Below are 18,842 nucleotides of genomic sequence, written 5' to 3'. Positions count from 1 at the left end.
CTCATAGCGAAACGTGCCCTGCTCCGGTGTGGCAGTGTGCGCCCGAGTGAGATGTTCTGGCCTCAACCCGAGCAGCACCTGCTGTCCGTCTGCGACGCCCTTCAGCCCCCTGCCCGGCGCTAAGGGCAGCAGCGCGTCAGCGAGCCGGATGGCGGCGGCGCTTCCGTCCAAGGCAAGGTTGCCTGGCAGGAAGCTCATCCGCGGCGAACCCAGAAACCCAGCGACGAAGGTTGAGGCCGGGTGCTCGAACAACTCGAGTGGCGCGCCCTGCTGCTCTATCAACCCGTCGCGCATCAGCACGATGCGGTCAGCCAACGTCATCGCTTCGATCTGGTCATGGGTGACGTAGATCATCGTTGTGGCAATGTCCTGGTGAAGGCGTTTGATTTCGCCGCGCATTTCGTCGCGAAGCTGTGCGTCGAGATTGGACAGTGGCTCGTCGAACAAAAAGATGCGGGGGTTGCGGACTATGGCGCGGCCGATGGCGACGCGCTGGCGCTGGCCACCGGACAGCTGACGCGGAAAACGCCCCAGCAAGGGAGTGATGCCAAGCATGCGTGCCGCCTCGGCCACGCGCACCTCGACCTCTGGCTTCGGCATCTTGCGAGCCTTGAGGCCGAAGCCAATGTTCTTGGCCACGCTCATATGCGGATAGAGCGCATAATCTTGAAACACCATTGCCACGTCGCGATCGCGCGGCCGGAAATCATTGACCACTTCGCCGCCAATCTCGATCGTGCCTTGTGAGCTCTCCTCCAGTCCTGCGATGGTCCTCAGCAGAGTGCTCTTGCCGCATCCGGAGGGTCCAACCAGGACAGTGAACTCGCCGTCGGGGATGTGGAGGTCAATGCCGCGCACCGCATGGAAGGCGCCGTAGCGCTTGTGCAAGCCGGTGATTCTGACTTCGGCCATGCCTTCCCTTCCTATCCGCGAACGGCGCCGAGCGTCAGCCCGCGCACGAGATGTCGTTGAGCAAGCACTCCAAGGGCGATCGATGGCACAAGGGAGACAATGGCAAGGGCTGCGGCTTCACCATATTGTGCGCCCTGGAAGCCGATGAAGGCTCGGAAGACCGTTGGCAGCGTAAAGGCAGTTCGGCTGGTCAAAATCAGAGCGAAGAAGAACTCCGTCCAGCAGGCAATGAAGGCGAAGACAGCCGCCGCGACGATGCCTGGTGCTGCGAGCGGCACGGCAACGCGCCAGAACGCCTCCCATCTCGTGCAGCCATCGACGAGGGCCGCCTCCTCCATCGACTTCGGCATGCCGCGGAAATAGGCAAACATCATCCAAACCGACACCGGCAGCGTGAAGACCGTGTAAGCTAGGATCAGCCCGATATGGGTGTCGTACAGCCCGACGCCACGATAGATAAGGAATACCGGCAGGACGATGCCTATCGGTGGCAGGAAGCGCTGCGACAGGACCCAGAAGGACAGATGCCGGCCGCCCGTGTTGTAGCGCGCCAGACTATAAGCCATCAGCGTGCCGATCAGTGCCGAAAGCACCGTCGCCGAAAGCGAAATAATCAGGCTGTTGATAAGCCCGTCGAGACCGCGATAGGTGAACAGCGCAGCTTCGTAGTGGACAAGCGTCGGTGCGGCAGGGAACCAGACAGGCGGTACGGTGAGGTAGTCGTCGCTGGGCTTGATGGAGGTGTTGAACATCCAGTAGAGCGGCCACAGCACAAACACCAGGAAGAACCCCAGCAGCAGAATTCGGCCGATCGGCAACGACCGGCGTTTCCTGCGGCGGGCGGGCGCGACGGCGGCCATCAGACCGGTTCTACCTTCAAGAGCCGACGCACCAGCAACGTCACGATGAGCGCCGTAAAGATCAGGAACAGCCAACTTCCTGCTGTTGCCTGCGATAGATGAAACTGCGTGAAGCCGACGGTATAGAGATAATAGGAGGCCGTGTAAGTTTGTGTTCCCGGGCCACCGCCTGTCATGATGAAAATGGTATCGAACATACGGATTGCGTCGAGCAGACGGAAGGTCAGCGCCAGCAGCATCATCGGCCCGAGATGCGGGAGCGTGATCGCCCAAAAAGCCTGCCAGGCGTTGACGCCGTCAAGTTCTGCCGCCTCATAGAGATTGGGTGGGATTGCGGTCAGCCCAGCGAGCAGGATGACGAACATGAACGGCGTCCACTGCCAGACATCGGCGATGATCAGCGAGATATAGAGCCACGGGCGCTCCGTCATCCATCCTATCGTAACCTCCTGCCCCAATAGTTGCGTCAGGATATAGTTGATCGGTCCGAAAGGCCGCTGTAAAAGCAGCGTCCAGGCCTGGCCGACGATGACCGGGCTGATGAACAGCGGCACGATCAGGATCGACATGATCACACCGCGGCCCGGAAAGCTGCGCACCATTGTCAGCGCCACCAGGAGACCGAGCACGAATTCGATAGCGACGCTGATGCCCGACAGCCATGCTGTCAGCAACAGCGACCAACGTGCTACTGGATCGAACACGACCCGCTCGAAGTTCTTCAATCCGACAAAGGCGTGGCCCGGCACCTGGAAGTCGTAGTTGATGAAAGATACCACCAGCGAGAACAGAAGCGGATAGATCGAGAGCGCCAATATCAGCAGCACCGCGGGCGCCACCAGCAACCACTTGAAGTGACGGTCTGCCCATTGGGCAAAGGCAGACAGCCGGGGCGGTGCGCTGGCGGCCTTCAAGCGACGGATCGTGGCGGTGGGCTGCATAGGCGTATCCAAAAATCGCCGCTTAGCGGGGAGGTGTTGCGAGCCAAGCGCCCGCAACACCAATTGCTCCAGACAGCATGCCTCCCCTCAGAGGGTGACCGCCATGCCAAGTTTTTCCACCGTGTTGTCGGCAGTGGCGCCAGGCAGTTTCAAGAACTCGGTGTAGAAGCCTTTCTGCGAATCCACACCCAGTCGGTCGGTCGTCTCGTTCCACTCGGCGGCCGCCGTTTCAAGCGACGCCTTCGCATCCGCCCCAGCCCACACCGCGGTGCACATGCGGTCGATGCTCAAGAAGTAGTCCTGCGCGCCTGGCATGATCGGATCGAGCAGACCGACATTTGCCGAGTTGTTGAGGTTGGCAAGGTACTCCTTGGCACTGGGGAAGAGCGCGCCGTAGAGCTCGGACTTGAAGTGCGAGATGCGGTATGGGTCGCGTAGCGCATAGGGCAGCATGCAACGTGCCAGCGAGACGGGTGGCGAGCATACCCATTGCATGAACAGATACGCCGCCTCTGGGTTGGGCGAATCCGCCGACAGTGCCTTGTTGTAGCCGGTCGCATGTTCCGGATTTCCCGGAACGACGGCATAGCCGACCTTGCCAGCGATCTGCGACTGCGGAATGAAGTTGATTGCCGTGGCGGACTGCGAATAGTTCGCCGCCATACGGCCGCTAGGAGGCCAGGAATAGATCATCGCGACTTTGCCGGTCAGGAAAGCCGCCCACAAGGAAACGGCGTCGAGCTCGTTGTTGCCGGGGATCGAGGCCTTGTTTGCGGCGAGCATGTTTGTCAGCGTCTTGACGCCGGCATCCGACACCAAGCCGGCCTTCATGTCGTCTCCGAACAGTTTTCCGCCGTTGGCGCGGTACTGCTGCAGAAAGTCGAACTGATTGCCAGGGCTGCCCGCCTTGCGGAAATGTCCCGCGCCATAAACCTTTGGCGCCATCTGGTCGGTAATGAACTGGGCGATCTGGGCATATTCTTCCCAGGTCTTCGGCGGTCCAAGCTTGGCGTTGAACTTCGCCTGGTAAGCCTCCACCATTTTCGGATCCTCGAAGATGTCCTTGCGGTAGTAGAGAGCGAACATGTCGCCGTCGTCGAAGAACCCCCAGATCTTGCCCTTGTAGGTCGGCAGCGCCTTGTACAGGGGATGATAGTCCTCGAGGTCTGCCGGGTTCATGTATTTGGCGATGTAGTCGTCTAGAGGGGCAATGACGCCGCCATCGGCAAGCGACGGTGTCCAGGCCGGTGAGATGTCGAGAACGTCATAGGCACCCGAGCCGGCGATGTGCTCGGCGACTGCCTTGGAGTACTGGTCAGGGTTCGACAGTTCGACGACATTCGACTTCATCCCGGTAAGCTGCTCCCACATCGGCCCACTGAAATTGCGCGGATCGAGTGCCTGCAGGCCAGCCTCGTAGGTCATGTTGAGGGTGACGCCCGAATGCGCCTTGGCCGCCTCCGCCGCGCGAAAGGCGGAACCGTCCGCCGGCCCTTCCTTCGATGCTTTTAGGGCTGCGGCCTGCGCCTGGCCGAGCGGCGACGTGGCGTCCGCCAATTCCAATGTTTGCTGCGCCATCGCCCAATCCGTCATCATCCCCAGCATCGGGCCGGACACGGCCAACATGCCGGTCATCTGACCGAAGCGGGTGATGAAAGTTCGGCGGGTGGTTTCGCCGCTCATGAAGGCGTCGACCTCTGCTTCGAGACCTGCCTGAAAGTCACGTTTTTCACGATCGTTCATAGTGCTTGGTCCTCCCGTTTTCCATTTGCTTCACTCGTCCGCCGGCGCTGCGGTCAAGCATTTCCTCCCGTAAGGTCGCCGCAAAGGGGCCGCGGCGGCGCGCCCAAAAATCAGTGTCCTCCTAGGTTCCGAAGCGGGCGGCGAGCCCCGACAGCCTGGTCTTCCACAGCTCGCTCGAAAGAACCTCGCGATTGACCACGCCGCGCGGCTCCCGACCGCGCTGCACCTCCATTACCGCTTTGACGTCGGCGGCACCGTTGCCGGCAAAGCACTGGTCGGTCCAGCAAAGTGCGTGCGGCGCCAGGATGACATTGTCGAGTTTGAGGATCGCATCGTCTGCGTCGGGAGGCTCTTGTTCCAGCACGTCGAGACCGGCGCCGGCGATGCGGCGCTCCTGCAGCGCTTGCGTCAGCGCTTTCTGGTCGACGATCGGGCCGCGCGCGGTGTTGATCAGGTAAGCTGTCGGCTTCATCATGGCGATCCGCTCAGCGTTGACTATGTGGTGGGTCTGAGGCGACAGGGGGCAACTGACCGACAGCACGTCGGCGCGGCGAAACAGATCCTCCAGCCCGACCAGCTCGACGCCCAGGTCGGCAGCAACCCTCTTGTCGGCAAACGGGTCATGGGCAATGAATTGCATGTCAAAGGGCTTCGCCAAGCGGAAGACCTCGGCACCGATGTTGCCGATGCCCAGTGACCCAAGCGAACGCCCGACGAGGCCGACCCCCATGTGATCGGAGCGCTTCTCGAAACCAACAGACCCTTTGCGGGTGAGCGCGTCCTTTGTCAGCAGTTTGCCGGTCAGTGCCAGCATGAAGGTGATGACGGATACGGCGACGGGGCGTCGCACGCCATCGGGCGTGATGACCAAGGCAATGCCGGCTGCGGTGCAGGCCTCAACGTCGACAGTGTCGTAGCCGACCCCGAAGCGGGCAACGACGGCCAGGCGTCCGCTCCTGGGGACACTCGTGGCATCGAAGCGATGGGCGAGGAGGATCAGCGCATCGAAATCCTCAAGTTGGTCGGCGCGAAGCGGACTGTTTGACTCCAGGAATACCATCTCGACGCCCGTCGCATTGCGCAGCGGCACCAGATCGAAATCTGGGTAGGTCGGCGAGCCGTCCGGCTTGCGGAAATCACCGGAAAGCGCCACCCTGAATTTTACGCTGTCCATCGTCTCCTCCGCTCCTATTCGCACCCGGCGCGGATCTTGGAAACCGCGTCGGCGATCGCGTCGTGCAGAACCCAAACGTCGCCTGAATAACAAATAAAATCAAAACCTTGTGCGTAGAAGTCGTGTCCCTGTGCGACGTTGGGAACCAAGCGTCCAAGCGATTTGTTGTGCTTCTTGGCGGCGGCAACGATTTTGGCCATTGCAGCAGTGAAAGTGGGGTGGGCGAAGTCGCCAGGAATGCCGAGCGAGACGGACAGGTCGAAATGTCCGACCCACAGACAATCGACCCCGTCCAGTCCCGCGATGCCGTCAATGTTCTTGACGCCGTCGGCGGTCTCGATCAGGCAGATGAATGTCGAGCGCTTGTTGGCGGCTGAGAATTTATCAGCGACCGAGCCCGGACGGTAGCGGTCATGAGCGATCTGCAGCGCCACGCCGCGAACGCCGGCAGGGTGATATTTCATGGAATTGATGATGTGCTGCGCCTGCTCGACGGTACTCACCATCGGGGCGATCAGGCCTTCGGCGCCCATGTCCATGGCGCGGGCAAGGAAATGGTAGTCCTGCGATGGCACACGCACCATAACCGGCAGGTCGGCCGCCTCGAAATAGCGGATCGCACTCTTCACCGTTTCCAGGCTGAAGCCCGAATGCTCCATATCGAAAAAGACGAAGTCACAGCCAGCGGACTTCAGGATGTGACCTATACCCGGCGTCGCGAACTCGGCGACGAGCGTACCAAGTTTGACCCGCCTGTGAGAAGTTAACGCCCTGAGACTTGGCTCTGACATGCAGTTCCTCCCGTTCGGCCCAAAGGGCCAATCCGCCTAGTTCTCTTCAATGCGTGGCCTCAAGAACGAGGTCGCAGGTCATCACCAACTTGGTCACGACGAGCGGTGCGCTCTGCGTATTGAATTCGTCGAAGTGAGCGGTGCGGCAGTGCTCCTCGAATGCGGCCTCGCTATCGTAAATCTCATAGAGCAGGACCCGGTCCGGTTCGCCGCGCGCCTCCGTCACGTCAAAGCGGCGGCAGCCGGCCTCGCTGCGCATCGACGCGGTCGCATTGGCGTCTACAAGTTCGCGGAATCTGCCCCGGGCACCCGGCTGGAGGCGGAAATCGACCCAGACCACGAAGCCCCTCATCACTTGGCACCTGCAATTTCCAGATAGCGCCTGGACACATATTCCAGATGCCTGCGCATAGCCGCTTCGGAGGCGTCTGGATCGCGCGCGGCGACGGCATCAAAGATTTCGCGATGAGCCTCATAGGCCTTGCGGTCTTCACCTTTGGCCAAAGTCGTGCGCCGCTGTTCGAGCAGCCATTCGGCCAACGCCGCGTGGATAGCTGTGAAGATTCGATTGCGGGTGATCACCGCCAGCACGTAGTGGAAGTCCACGTCGGTGCGCTCGAAGCGCGTCAGGTCCCCGATCGACTGTCGGTTGATTTCAAGCGCCTCTTTGAGACTTTCAATATCTTCTGGGGTGGCATTGATGGCGGCGTTGCGGGCAAGACCGATTTCGAAAAACAAACGCGCGCTCTGGAAGTCATGAACCCCGCCGGGGGCCGAAATCATGTGACGCGCCGGCCCCGAGAGGGCGTCGATCACGAATTGGGGCGTTGGCCGAGTGACGCGGGCGCGCTCGCCGGATTTCACCTCGACAAGGCCCATCTTGCTCAGATGCAGCAGGGCTTCGCGGATTGAAGGGCGCCCGACCCCAAACTGCCGCATGAGGTCCCGTTCGGATGGGAGCCGGTCGGCTTCGGCCAGCTCTCCCTCGCGGATCATCCGCTCAAGGTGCGCTGCAACCTCGTCCGAAAGCTTCCGCGGTTTGATCAGAACTCCGATCATTGGCATACCTGTTATACCAATACGCTATGGCCCCAGAGCGCCTCTGTCAACGATCCTTCTACCAACAGACGCTCGTGACCAAGTGAGAACGGTCATTGTTCTTCCTGTCAAACGAGTATCTATCGGCGTTCGCCCCACTGAGACGCCGCACAAAGTTGGAACGAATCTTGCGTAAAATTGGCTGGGCGCATCGACGCGGCATCGAGGAGGCGCTCGCCCGCTTTGGCATCGATACTCGTGGCGCAGCAGACGGCTGGGGAGCGACACTCGACAGCGTATATGACGGAGCGATTGAGGCGCTGACCTCCCTTGATGCTAGCTTTGCAAAGGCACTAGCGATCATCGCCGAGGGCTGAGCATGGCAGACATCGATGCTACACAGCGCGTCATCGAACATCTTTTGACGCATTTCGCCGGTCAGGCCGGAGGAGCGGAACAATGGCCGGTTTCAGGACGGCGTGCGAAGGCTTCCATGACCAAAAGCGGGCGCAAGCAGTCCGGCGGCAACGGGCTGTAACCGACTGTCAGGTCTCGGCAGGCATTTGAGATAGCTGCCGTTCTCCATACGATCCCCAGTTGGACGATAAGACCAAGCGTCCCAACAGCCAGAAGCGGACATCGTCAACGAGTTTAATTTACGCAGCCAGGATCGACCTCGCAGTTCGGGCCGATGCGACACCCATCCGGAACGCCATAGCTCAAAACCCCTCAAGCGCTTCAGCGCAGCGTTGCAAAAGGTCAAGCTGCGTTGCGGACCTCGGGTCTGCCGTTCGTTCTCCTCCGTCACGGCTGGTATACGGAGAACCACACGCCTTCCGTGATCCCTGACCTCTGGGCAGCATGATCCCGACCGCTTCCTGCAACGGAGGGGCGATCATTTCCACTAAATTCAATGCTTTATGAGGAAAGCCGATGGTACCGTTGGCTGGGATCAGTTCGCCCATCAACCAACTGTTTTTGTCACGTTTTTCCTTCCTGCGGGGTGTTGTTTGTATCACAATATGTATCACAGCAGGCAGCACAATCTCGCCGCGGATATTCCGCCGGCGACACGGACAGACGGCAACTTGCATCGGCGTACGAGGGGCTGCGCAATTTTTTGCAGAAGCAGGAACATAGCTGCATCGCCCAAGTTAAATACCGACGGCATTGGATCACGGGTTCATTCTCGTATTTCCGGTCTGCCAGAGTGCTCCGGGATTCTTTGACGCTCGAACGAATGGGCAGGACAATGTATCGCTGTCAGCTTTTGCTATCAGCCTTTGGTCTGGTGTTATTGACGGGTGGCCTGTTCCCAAAGGGCCAGGCCATGGCACAGGCGCCCTGCCCGGCCGACCACGATAAGCTGCTCGCTGTCCTCAAGGCCAATGTGAAAGCAAGCGGCGGACCTGCCAACGGTGGCTTTGAGACCAACGAATGGGCCGCTATCGTCGCCCGCGACGGCGCTGTATGCGCGATCGCTTTCAGCGGTCCCACCGCCGATTCGCAATGGCCAGGCAGTCGCCTCGTCGCGGCAGAGAAGGCCAACACGGCCAATGGACTCAGCCTGGCGCAGATGGCCCTATCGACGGCCAATCTCTACGCGGGGGCGCAGCCGGGCGGGCCGCTTTTCGGCTTGCAGGAGACCAATCCGGTCAACCAGGCCGCGGCCTATGCGGGCGATCCCAAAACGTTCGGAAGCGCCAGCGATCCCCTCGTCGGCAAGCCGATTGGAGGCGTCGTTGTGTTTGGCGGCGGGCTTGCCCTCTATGACGGCAAGAGCATCGTCGGAGGCATCGGGGTCTCCGGAGATTCCTCATGCGCCGATCACAATGTCGCCTGGCGTGTTCGCGCGGCGCTTGGCCTCGACAAGGTTCCTGCCGGAGTCAATCCCAATCGCAAGGACGCCATCGTCTACGATCTCGATCCCGGGGGCAAAAGCGCATCGGGCTGGGGCCATCCGCTTTGTGCCGGCACCGAGGCTGACATCGCGGCGGAGCTCGGCGCCGGCGTGGGAGGCTCGATCCACAAATGAGGGGCATGCTGCACCCGGCACCGGCGCGCGTTGACGCAGGACGAGGCGCCCGCGCGTTGGCGATCTGGAATTCTTGTCGCACCTGCACACTCTTGGTGATCCTGCTGGCATGCGGCCCATTCCTGAGCGGTGCCTCGGAGCCCCCATCGGCAGCGGCTATTGCGCCGCCCGCCGCCGCAGCGCCACCCGACGACGGGCAATGGACGATGCCGGCCAAGAACTACGCGTCGACCCGCTTCAGCGACCTGACCGAGATCAACGAAGGCAATGTCAAGAACCTGCAGGTCGCCTTTACCTTCTCGACCGGTGTGAACAAGGGCCAGGAAGCAGCGCCGCTGGTCGTCGGCAACATTATGTACATCGTCACGCCCTTTCCCAACATCGTCTACGCACTTGACCTCTCCAGGCCGGGTGCGCCGATGAAATGGAAGTACGAGCCCAACCCCGAGCCGGCGGCACAAGGAGTGGCTTGCTGCGATGTAGTCAACCGCGGCGCGGCCTTCGCCGACGGCCGCATCTTCTTCAACACGCTGGACGGCCATACGATCGCGCTCGATGCCAATACGGGCAAGCCGATCTGGAACACTCATATCGGCAACATCAACATCGGCGAGACCATCACCATGGCTCCGCTGGTGGTGAAGGGCAAAGTTCTGGTCGGCAATTCCGGCGGCGAAATGGGCGTCCGCGGCTGGGTCAAGGCGCTCGATGCGGAAGACGGACATGTTGTCTGGACGGCTTATGGCACTGGACCCGACAAGGATGTGCTGATCGGCCTGGACTTCAAGCCCCACTACGACATGGACAAGGGCAAGGACCTCGGCGTGACGACATGGCCGCCGGAAGCCTGGAAGATCGGCGGCGGCAACATGTGGGGCTGGATCTCCTACGATCCGGACTTGAACCTGATCTTCCACGGCACAGGTAATCCAGGACCGTGGAATCCGGATTTGCGGCCAGGCGACAACAAATGGACGTCCGGTATTTTCGCGCGAGACGCCGATACCGGAGCGGCGAAGTGGTTCTATCAGTGGAGCCCGCATGACCTCCATGACTATGACGGCATCAACGAGCAGATCCTTCTGGACATGACCTGGCAAGGCAAGCCGCGCAAGGTCCTGGTCCGACCGGAGCGCAACGGCTACCTCTATATCCTCGATCGAACCACCGGCGAGGTGCTTTCGGCCACAGCCTATGGCCCGGTCAATTCCAGCAAGGGTGTCGATCTGGAGACCGGCCGGCTGATTGCAAACCCCGACAAGAGAACCGGCACCGGCAAGGTGGTCCGAGACATTTGCCCGACAGCGTCCGGCCTCAAGGACTGGCAACCATCGGCCTTTTCGCCGAAGACCGGCCTGCTCTACATCCCCCACAACAATCTCTGCATGGACGAAGAAGGCGTCGAGGTAAACTACATCGCAGGCACGCCCTATGTCGGCATGAACGTACGCATGATCCCCGGGCCGGGCGGCAATCGTGGTGCCTTTACCGCTTGGGATGTTGCCGCGGCCAAGCCGGCCTGGGTCCTGAAAGAGAACTTCCCGGTGTGGAGTGGCACCGTCGTCACTGCCGGCGATGTCGTCTTTTACGGCACCATGGAGGGCTGGTTCAAGGCGGTCAGCGCCAGGACTGGCGATCTGCTTTGGCAGTTCAAGACATCGTCCGGCATCATCGGCCAGCCGATCACCTATCGCGGCCCCGATGGGCACCAATATGTCGCAATTCTGTCGGGCGTCGGTGGCTGGGCCGGCGCCATCGTTTCGGGCGACCTCGACCCACGCGATGCCACCGCAGCACTTGGCTTCGCCAACGCGATGAAGGATCTGAAGAACGCTACCACGGCGGGAGGCACGCTTTATGTGTTCCGGCTTCCTTGATGGGTTGCACTTGACCGTACGTCCGACGCGCAAGGCATTCCAACGGGTGGCGATCGGCATGGCCGGGCTCGCCTTGTTGCTCTTGCCGGCTATTGCCAATGCACGTGAGTTGAGAGTGTGCGCCGACCCGAACAACATGCCGTTTTCCAACGCGGCCCGTCAAGGCTTCGAAAACAGGATCGCGGAAATCATCGCCACTGATCTCGGCGCCAAGCTGACGTATACCTGGTGGGCGCAGCGCCGTGGCTTCATCCGCAACACGCTGAAGGCAGGCCTTTGCGATCTCGTGCCCGGCACGCCTGCCAATCTCGAAATGCTGCGCACCACCACGCCTTACTACCGTTCGTCCTATGTCTTCGTGACCCGCCAGGACGGCCCGGACGTGGCCTCATTCAACGACCCGCGGTTGCGAGAATTGCGCATCGGTGTTCAGCTCATCGGCGACGATGGCGCCAACTCGCCGCCTGTCCAAGCGCTTGGCCGCCGCGGCATCGTCGGACATCTGATCGGCTATCCCGTCTATGGCGACTACTCCGCTCCCAACCCTCCGGCGCGCATCGTCGAAGCTGTCGCGAACGGCGAGATCGATCTTGCCGTGGTCTGGGGTCCGCTCGCCGGCTATTTCGCCCAGAGGCAAAAGGTGTCGCTCCGGATCACGCCGGTCACGCCTCGCATCGACGGACCGCAACTGCCGCTGATGTACGACATCTCAATGGGTGTTCGGCGCGAGGACGATGCGCTGCGTGGCGATGTGAATAGCGCGCTTGCCAGACACAAGGCCGAGATCGACACGGTTCTGGCGCAATACGGCGTACCGCGTCTGGACATGGCCGGGAGTCCGGCACGATGAGGCAGGCTCTGGCGATGTTGCTGCCCTTGACGCTGGCCCTGGTCGCCTGCCAGCGCGAGGAGCGCGATACCCGGCCGCAATCGGCGCTCGGCTCAGGTGAGCAGCCGACGCCTGTGACCACGTTGGAGCCGGGCGGACAGCGCCCCTCCCCCACCGACAACAAGGCGGCGAGCTTCGAGGCCAACGCCTTCCACATGAGCGAGGGCAAGCGCCTGTTCAGCTGGTTCAATTGCTCGGGCTGCCACGCCAATGGCGGTGGCGGCATGGGCCCGGCGCTGATGGACGAAAAGTGGCTTTACGGCAGCTCGATCGAAAGCATCCATGCCACGATCCGCGACGGGCGACCAAACGGGATGCCGAGCTTCGGCCAGAAGATACCCGACGACCAGATATGGGAGCTGGCGGCATATGTGCGTGCACTGGGCGGCAACGCGCCCTCCTCCGCCGCGCCGCAGCGCAATGACGGCATGATGGTGCATCCCTCGGAAAACCGCCTGCCGGATGCCGCGACACTGGGCAAATCACCGTGAAGCGCCCGGCTTCGATGACCTTCGCCCTCTGTGTCCTGCTTCTTCTGCAGGGATGCGCAGGCTGGCAGTCGGCGCTGGACCCGAAAGGCCCCGCAGCCGGCGAGTTGGCCTGGCTGATCTGGTTCTTCACCGCGCTTTGCGCGGTTGTGTGGGTGCTGGTGATGATCGCGCTCGCAGCACCGCTGGTCATGCGATCGCGTCCCGGCGATGAACCCCTCTTACTCAACGCAGGGGCCGAACGCCGCAAGATGCGCGTGGTTGTCACCGCTGTCGGGCTGACCGCCATAATCCTGATCGGACTTACGCTGCTGAGCTTTTTCGCCAACAGGACGCTTGCCGCCATTGGCTCGGACGCCGCGCTGACAATCAGGGTAACCGGGCATCAGTGGTGGTGGGAGGTGCGTTACGAGAATGCTACGCCGAGCCGCATCCTGACGACGGCGAATGAGGTCCACATCCCCGCCGGTGAGCCGGTGAGGCTTCTTTTGACCTCGACGGATGTGATCCATTCGTTCTGGATTCCAAGCTTGGCCGGTAAGCTCGACCTTATACCGGGTCACATGAACGTGCTGGACATCAAGGCGGACAAGCCGGGCGTCTACCGTGGTCAATGCGCTGAATTCTGCGGCGCGCAGCATGCCAATATGGGCACCTTCATCATCGCTGAGCCGCGTCCGAAATTCGATGCCTGGCTGAACGACCAGTTGCAGCCGGCCGGCGCGCCGGCGAGTAGCGAGGCCAAGGCCGGCGCGGACCTGTTCCTCAAGCGCCCCTGCGTGATGTGCCATAGGATCGGGGGGACGCCGGCCGGCGGAACGGTGGCTCCCGATCTCACCCACATAGCAAGCCGGAAAACATTGGCGGCCGGAACGCTGACGATGAGCCGCGGCAATCTCGCCGCCTGGATAGCCGACCCGCAAGGCATCAAGCCGGGTTCCCACATGCCAGTGGCAGATCTCAATGGCGACGAGCTCAACGCAATTGTGGCTTATCTCGAGGGACTGAAATGAGCAGCGCCGATATCACAGGCGACCGCCACATCCCGGAACTGGATACCGCCTCCAAGGGCGACCTCGCTCCCGAACGCGACGGACCCCGGGATACGGGAATGGATGATGCCAGTCTGCATCGCTGGCTCGAACGCACTTGGCGGACGCCGTCCGGTATCTTTGGAGCGCTGTCTAGCGTCGATCACAAGGTGATCGCACGACGCTATTTGATCACCGCATTTGTTTTCCTGTGTCTTGGCGGCCTCAACGCTGTGGCCATGCGTATCCAGCTCTCGGGACCGCAACGCGGCCTGATTGGGCCGGACCTCTACAACCAGCTGTTCACGATGCACGGCGTTACGATGATGTTTCTGTTCGCCGTACCTATCGTGCAGGCGACTGGCATTTATCTGGTACCGCTGATGGTCGGCACCCGCAACATCGCGTTTCCGCGCCTGAACGCGTTCAGCTACTGGATCTACGTCTCGGGCGGCGCTTTTGCCTGGGTGTCCTTCGCCCTCAACATGGCCCCTGATGTCGGTTGGTTCGCTTACGTGCCGCTGTCCGGCCCCGAATTCGCACCGGGCAAGCGCGCCGACGTCTGGGCGCAGATGATCACGTATACGGAAGTGTCGTCATTGGCCGTGGCGGTGGCGACCATCGTCACCGTGTTCAAGCAGCGAGCCCCCGGCATGTCGCTGGACAAGATCCCGCTCTATGTCTGGGCGATGCTGGTCACTTCCTTCGTCGTCGTCTTTGCGATGCCGGCGGTGATGATCACCTCGACCTTCCTGATCCTGGACCGGCTAGTCGGCACACATATCTTCAACCCGGCTGAGGGTGGGGATGCCCTGCTGTTCCAACATCTCTTCTGGTTCTTCGGCCATCCGGAGGTTTACATCATCTTCCTACCGGCGACGGGCATGGTCTCTTCGATCATCCCGGCTTTCGCCAGGCGACCGACATTCGGCCATCTCGGGCTTGTCCTGTCACTCTTCGCTGTCGGCCTCCTGTCGTTCGGGCTCTGGGTCCATCACATGTTCGCCACCGGATTGCCGAAGCTCGGCGCAAGCTTCTTCACCGCGTCCAGCATGATGATCGCCATTCCGAACGGCGTGCAGATCTTCTGCTGGCTGGCAACATTATGGGATGGCAGACCGGTGATCCGGACCCCGTTGCTGTTTGTCTTCGGCTTCTTCTTCATCTTCGTCATCGGCGGGCTGACCGGCGTCATGCTCGCCTCTGTGCCATTGGATCTTCAGGTGCACGACACCTATTTCGTCGTCGCGCATTTCCATTACGTGCTGATCGGCGGCTCGGTGTTCCCCCTGCTTGGCGCTGCGTATTTCTGGTTCCCGAAGATCAGCGGCCGCATGATGAGCGAACGCCTTGGGCGTTGGCATTTCTGGCTGGCCTTCATCGGGTTTAATGCGACCTTTTTCCCGATGCATCTCGTCGGCCTATGGGGCATGCCACGACGGGTCTACACCTATCCGGCCGAGCTTGGCTGGGGCAACATCAACCTTTTCATCTCGGCCGGGGCGCTGCTCTTCTTCCTGAGCTTTGTCCTGTTCACCTTCAACCTTGTGCATGGCGCGTTGAAAGGCACCTCGGCCGGCAACAATCCGTGGGACGCAGGAACCTTGGAGTGGGCAACATCCTCGCCGCCGCCGAGCTATAATTTCGCACGCATTCCCATCGTCACCCATATCGAGCCGCTCTGGGCCGAGCGCGAGACGCTCCCTGTAGCGACCGGGCTCCGCGTCGATGCGCGCGAGCTCCTCATCTCCACCGTGGCGGAAGCTCATCCCGACATTCGTGAGAAATCGGCCACACCGTCGATCTGGCCTCTTTTCGCGGCGCTCGCCGTCGGTGGTACGTTTCTCTATTCGATTTTTACGCCTTGGGCCATCGTCTGGGGCGCCGCGCCGATCGCCATCACGTTGATCGGTTGGTTCTGGCCGAAGGGCGATCCGGAGGACCAGGAATGAAGCATCGAGTTGCCGCCGATCTTTCAGGACTGCCGACCTTCGGGCATGGTCCGCACAGCCCGACCTGGTGGGGCACGCTGGGCTTCATGGCGCTCGAAGGCACCGGTTTCGCGCTGGCGGCGGGCGCATATCTCTACCTTGCGCTGTCATGGCCAGCATGGCCGCTCAGCGCACCGCAGCCGAACCATTGGCCCGGAACGATCGTCACGATTTTGTTTGTCGTCAGCCTTGTGCCCAACCACATCCTCCACCGCTATGCCAAGCAATGCTCCATGGTGCCGGTGCGGATCGGCCTGGTGGTCATGTCGCTGCTCGGCATCGCTCCGCTCGTCGTGCGCTGGTTCGAATTCCCCGCCCTCAACATCTATTGGGACACCAACGCCTATGGATCGATGCTCTGGGTGCTGCTTGGCCTGCACACCACGCACCTCATAACCGATGTCGGCGACACCATCGTGCTGATGGTGCTGATGTTCACGCGCCACGGCTATAGCGGCCGGCGCTTCGGCGATGTCGGCGACAATGTCTTCTACTGGGATTTCGTGGTCCTGACCTGGATCCCGATCTATGTGCTCATCTATTGGGTGCCGAGGCTAGGCTGACATGCGAGCGTTGCGGTTTGGAACGTCTTGGGGTGGTCTTCTGTCAGGTCCGCTGGCCTGGGCGGTCTCGACACAGCTGAATTATGCGCTGGTGCCTTGGCAATGCAATCGCCAGGTGCCGGTCGTGCTTCCCGTGGCGCTGCTGCTCGTCTTGTTGTCGCTGCTCGGCGGGGCGCTGTCGTGGCGGGCGAAGCGGCGAGGCGGTGCCGCATTCAAGCCGGAGCGTACGCGCGGCACAGAGCGCTTCGTCGCCAACCTCGGAATGTTGTCGGCGTTGCTGTTTGCGCTTGTGATCCTCATGCAAGGCAGCGCGGCGCTGATCCTGGATGAGTGCCTGCGATGAACCTGGACGCGCTGTTCTCTACTTCCATCTGCTACGGCGCCGGCGCACCCGAGGCCGGGTGGACGCTCGCGCTGCCCATTACGCTGCCGCTTGCCGTCCTCGGACTCGCCTATGTCGTGGGCGCGAGCCGGCTTTGGCGGCGCAGCAGCCGCGGCAGGACTTTGCGGCTGCGCCAGGCTCTGCTGTTCACGGCCGGATGGGGCGTGTTGACAGCCGCATTGGTCAGCCCGATTCATGCGCTCGGCGAGCAGGTATTTGCGGCGCATATGATCGAGCATGAACTTCTGATGGCCGTGGCGGCGCCGCTGTTGGTCTCTGCCTGCCCGGCTGCGGCGTTGATGTGGGGCCTGCCCACCCGGTTCCGGCGCATTCTGGGAATTGCCGGGCACGCCAATTGGCTGAAGGCAGTCTGGGCTTACGCAACGCGGCCGATCAGCGCGACCATTATCCACGGCATAGCCATATGGATCTGGCACATTCCGGTGTTATTCGAAGCCGCGCTCGAACGCGGCGTGCTGCACTATGCACAGCACGCGAGCTTCTTCGGAACAGGGCTGCTGTTCTGGTGGGTGCTCTTGCCGCGTCCCGGCCGCCAGCATGCCTATGGGAGCGCAGTGATGCACCTCTTCATCACCTCGCTGCATACCGGTCTGCTCGGCGTTCTCCTGTTGCTCTCGCCACGGCTCTGGTACCCGGAGAACGCCGAGGGAGCGGCACTGTGGAATTTGAGTCCCCTGGAAGACCAGCAGCTTGCCGGGCTGGTCATGTGGGTTCCAGCTGGACTGATCTATGGCGGCGTAGCGCTGCTGCTGGCCGCGCTGTGGATCAAGGCGAGCGGAAGCAGGGAGGCGGCGCATGCGTACGAGCTTGTCTAAACTGCTTGCCGCCGTCAGCGCCGCGCTGGTGCTGCTCGTCGCGGCCGTGGCCGGAATGACCTGGTGGTCCGATCGGGCCGCACGCGTCCGCCACGAGGCGGAGGCGGCCACGGGCGGTGACACTGCGAGGGCCTTGCCGACCATGACGGCGAACGGCTGTTCCGGCTGCCATACGATTGCGGGCGTGCCGGGCGCGCAAGGGCAGGTCGGCCCTCGCCTGGATGCCAGTCTTGCTGACCGCGTTTTTATCGGCGGCGGGCTAGCCAACAATCCAGAGAACCTGATCCGCTGGATACGATCGGCAAGGGAAGTCAATCCGCACACGGCCATGCCATCGACACGGATCACGGAGCAGCAGGCGCGCGATATCGCGGCCTACCTCTATGCTCTGAAATGACTCGAGCGGTTCACCGTTCGACGGACAACGCCGACCCCTTTCTGGAAGAGACCTACTATCGTTGATCTAGGATTATCAAGCTAGGTTTGGCGCTGAGACGGATCGGAAATCCGTTCCCGCACGGCACGCTCGGTCTTGTCTGCTGTGGAGTTCACAATCTCGCCGAGCTGATCGGCCATCGTGCCTGCTTCCATATGTTGCCGGCCAGCTTCCTGCTTGATGGTCTCATAGGCATCGGCGGCGACCTGCTTGGCCTCATCGAGACCCCTGTCGAGCATGGTTTCGGCGGTGTCGCGAAGCTTGTCCCCATAGGCGCCTAGTTGCTCATCCTCCGTTGCCGTATGGGGCAGCATTGCACCTATAGCGGCACCGATGGCGAGACCGACGGCCGCTACGGCCAAGGGTTGGTCTTCCAACAGATATTGCGCGGAGCGGCTGGCTTTCGCCGCCATGTCACCAGTCATCGAGCTTGCATTGGCAGCGCTTCCCGTCAGACCCGCCGCAGCGGCTCTTGCGGTGCTCGATATGGTATCGCCGACGCTGGTAGCGCTCGATGAGAGCGATTCCGCGGCATCGGAGAGCGTGCCGCTGAAGCCGCCGCGCTCACCTTCATCATGCCGTCCCGGCGCTGAAGGCAACGGGTAGCCAGCCGAACCGTGGGCCGTGTTTGAGGTACCGCTGCCGAACATCAGCCAAGCCAGACCCGCGCCCACCATGGTGACCGGCAAAGGATTGTCTCGGACCTGCGTTCTGAGATTGCTGAGCATGGCAGAACTGTCCCCTCCCGAGAACAGCCCGGTGAACTCATCCAGCAATTGTCCCGGCGTCATCTTGCCTCGAATCGATTCGGCGGTCTCCATCACCCGGGCGCGAGCCGCCTCGGCCTCGCGTTCA

21 protein-coding genes are annotated in these 18,842 nt (G+C 61.7%); 12 read left to right on the top strand and 9 right to left on the bottom strand.

Translation table 11 applies throughout. From position 1 onward, the window contains the following. From EOA13_RS23775 to nanR, 8 genes are all read right to left on the bottom strand, one after another. Nucleotides 1–912 (bottom strand): ATP-binding cassette domain-containing protein (locus EOA13_RS23775; RefSeq protein WP_127296122.1); only part of this gene is annotated, 912 nt, incomplete at its 3' end. Between the two features lie 11 nt (nucleotides 913–923). Beyond that, nucleotides 924–1,772, bottom strand: a complete 849-nt coding sequence (locus tag EOA13_RS23770) for a carbohydrate ABC transporter permease (protein ID WP_031213481.1) — start codon at nucleotides 1,770–1,772, stop codon at nucleotides 924–926. After that, a complete protein-coding gene (locus EOA13_RS23765) occupies nucleotides 1,772–2,713 on the bottom strand; it encodes a sugar ABC transporter permease (protein WP_127296121.1) in 942 nt (313 codons plus the stop codon). Before EOA13_RS23765 ends, EOA13_RS23770 begins: the two co-directional genes overlap by 1 nt. 87 nt (nucleotides 2,714–2,800) lie before the next feature. Next, nucleotides 2,801–4,456 (bottom strand): extracellular solute-binding protein, encoded by a 1,656-nt coding sequence (locus EOA13_RS23760; RefSeq protein ID WP_127296120.1) that lies wholly within the window; start codon nucleotides 4,454–4,456, stop codon nucleotides 2,801–2,803. Nucleotides 4,457–4,577: 121 nt separating this feature from the next. Beyond that, nucleotides 4,578–5,630 (bottom strand): NAD(P)-dependent oxidoreductase, encoded by a 1,053-nt coding sequence (locus tag EOA13_RS23755; RefSeq protein ID WP_127296119.1) that lies wholly within the window; start codon nucleotides 5,628–5,630, stop codon nucleotides 4,578–4,580. Nucleotides 5,631–5,644: 14 nt separating this feature from the next. Further along, a complete protein-coding gene (locus EOA13_RS23750) occupies nucleotides 5,645–6,421 on the bottom strand; it encodes an aldolase/citrate lyase family protein (RefSeq protein ID WP_127296118.1) in 777 nt (258 codons plus the stop codon). A gap of 46 nt (nucleotides 6,422–6,467) precedes the next feature. Next, entirely contained in the window at nucleotides 6,468–6,773 is a 306-nt protein-coding gene (locus EOA13_RS23745) for a putative quinol monooxygenase (protein ID WP_127296117.1), read from the bottom strand. Then, entirely contained in the window at nucleotides 6,773–7,480 is a 708-nt protein-coding gene (nanR, locus tag EOA13_RS23740) for a transcriptional regulator NanR (RefSeq protein ID WP_127296116.1), read from the bottom strand. The genes EOA13_RS23745 and nanR overlap by 1 nt, the downstream gene beginning before the upstream one ends. 167 nt (nucleotides 7,481–7,647) lie before the next feature. Here nanR and EOA13_RS23735 point away from each other — a divergent pair, with 167 nt between their 5' ends. From EOA13_RS23735 to EOA13_RS23685, 12 genes are all read left to right on the top strand, one after another. After that, nucleotides 7,648–7,836: a hypothetical protein gene (locus EOA13_RS23735; RefSeq protein WP_127296115.1), complete on the top strand. Its 189-nt coding sequence runs from the start codon at nucleotides 7,648–7,650 to the stop codon at nucleotides 7,834–7,836. A gap of 2 nt (nucleotides 7,837–7,838) precedes the next feature. Beyond that, nucleotides 7,839–7,997 carry a hypothetical protein gene (locus tag EOA13_RS38000; protein WP_164780272.1) on the top strand — a complete coding sequence of 53 codons (159 nt, stop codon included), beginning with the start codon at nucleotides 7,839–7,841 and terminating at the stop codon, nucleotides 7,995–7,997. A 792-nt stretch (nucleotides 7,998–8,789) separates the two neighbouring features. Then, complete coding sequence (locus EOA13_RS23730; RefSeq protein WP_127296135.1) at nucleotides 8,790–9,494, top strand: heme-binding protein; 705 nt, start codon at nucleotides 8,790–8,792, stop codon at nucleotides 9,492–9,494. After that, the gene (locus tag EOA13_RS23725; RefSeq protein WP_127296114.1) at nucleotides 9,491–11,371 is read left to right on the top strand and encodes a methanol/ethanol family PQQ-dependent dehydrogenase; all 1,881 of its coding nucleotides are present in this window, start codon (nucleotides 9,491–9,493) and stop codon (nucleotides 11,369–11,371) included. Before EOA13_RS23730 ends, EOA13_RS23725 begins: the two co-directional genes overlap by 4 nt. Continuing rightward, the gene (locus tag EOA13_RS23720) at nucleotides 11,352–12,221 is read left to right on the top strand and encodes a substrate-binding domain-containing protein (protein ID WP_127296113.1); all 870 of its coding nucleotides are present in this window, start codon (nucleotides 11,352–11,354) and stop codon (nucleotides 12,219–12,221) included. Before EOA13_RS23725 ends, EOA13_RS23720 begins: the two co-directional genes overlap by 20 nt. Beyond that, entirely contained in the window at nucleotides 12,218–12,751 is a 534-nt protein-coding gene (locus EOA13_RS23715; protein ID WP_127296112.1) for a c-type cytochrome, read from the top strand. Before EOA13_RS23720 ends, EOA13_RS23715 begins: the two co-directional genes overlap by 4 nt. Before the next feature lie 14 nt (nucleotides 12,752–12,765). After that, complete coding sequence (gene coxB, locus EOA13_RS23710; RefSeq protein WP_127296134.1) at nucleotides 12,766–13,761, top strand: cytochrome c oxidase subunit II; 996 nt, start codon at nucleotides 12,766–12,768, stop codon at nucleotides 13,759–13,761. Beyond that, nucleotides 13,758–15,731, top strand: a complete 1,974-nt coding sequence (ctaD, locus tag EOA13_RS23705) for a cytochrome c oxidase subunit I (RefSeq protein WP_127296111.1) — start codon at nucleotides 13,758–13,760, stop codon at nucleotides 15,729–15,731. Before coxB ends, ctaD begins: the two co-directional genes overlap by 4 nt. Beyond that, nucleotides 15,728–16,333, top strand: coding sequence for a cytochrome c oxidase subunit 3 (locus tag EOA13_RS23700; protein WP_127296110.1), 606 nt, complete (start codon nucleotides 15,728–15,730; stop codon nucleotides 16,331–16,333). Before ctaD ends, EOA13_RS23700 begins: the two co-directional genes overlap by 4 nt. Before the next feature lies 1 nt (nucleotide 16,334). Then, nucleotides 16,335–16,676: a hypothetical protein gene (locus tag EOA13_RS23695; RefSeq protein WP_127296109.1), complete on the top strand. Its 342-nt coding sequence runs from the start codon at nucleotides 16,335–16,337 to the stop codon at nucleotides 16,674–16,676. Next, on the top strand, nucleotides 16,673–17,551 hold the full coding sequence (locus EOA13_RS23690; protein WP_127296108.1) for a cytochrome c oxidase assembly protein: 879 nt from the start codon (nucleotides 16,673–16,675) through the stop codon (nucleotides 17,549–17,551). The genes EOA13_RS23695 and EOA13_RS23690 overlap by 4 nt, the downstream gene beginning before the upstream one ends. Further along, nucleotides 17,532–17,948, top strand: coding sequence for a c-type cytochrome (locus tag EOA13_RS23685; protein ID WP_127296107.1), 417 nt, complete (start codon nucleotides 17,532–17,534; stop codon nucleotides 17,946–17,948). The genes EOA13_RS23690 and EOA13_RS23685 overlap by 20 nt, the downstream gene beginning before the upstream one ends. An 80-nt stretch (nucleotides 17,949–18,028) precedes the next feature. Here the strand turns inward: EOA13_RS23685 and EOA13_RS23680 are convergent, their stop codons facing one another. Then, the gene (locus EOA13_RS23680; RefSeq protein WP_245490466.1) at nucleotides 18,029–18,808 is read right to left on the bottom strand and encodes a hypothetical protein; all 780 of its coding nucleotides are present in this window, start codon (nucleotides 18,806–18,808) and stop codon (nucleotides 18,029–18,031) included. Nucleotides 18,809–18,842 lie beyond the last annotated feature (34 nt).

It is taken from the genome of Mesorhizobium sp. M7A.F.Ca.US.011.01.1.1 (genome assembly GCF_003998295.1).
Lineage (GTDB): Bacteria > Pseudomonadota > Alphaproteobacteria > Rhizobiales > Rhizobiaceae > Mesorhizobium.
This window is presented reverse-complemented; position numbering and strand designations above follow the sequence as displayed.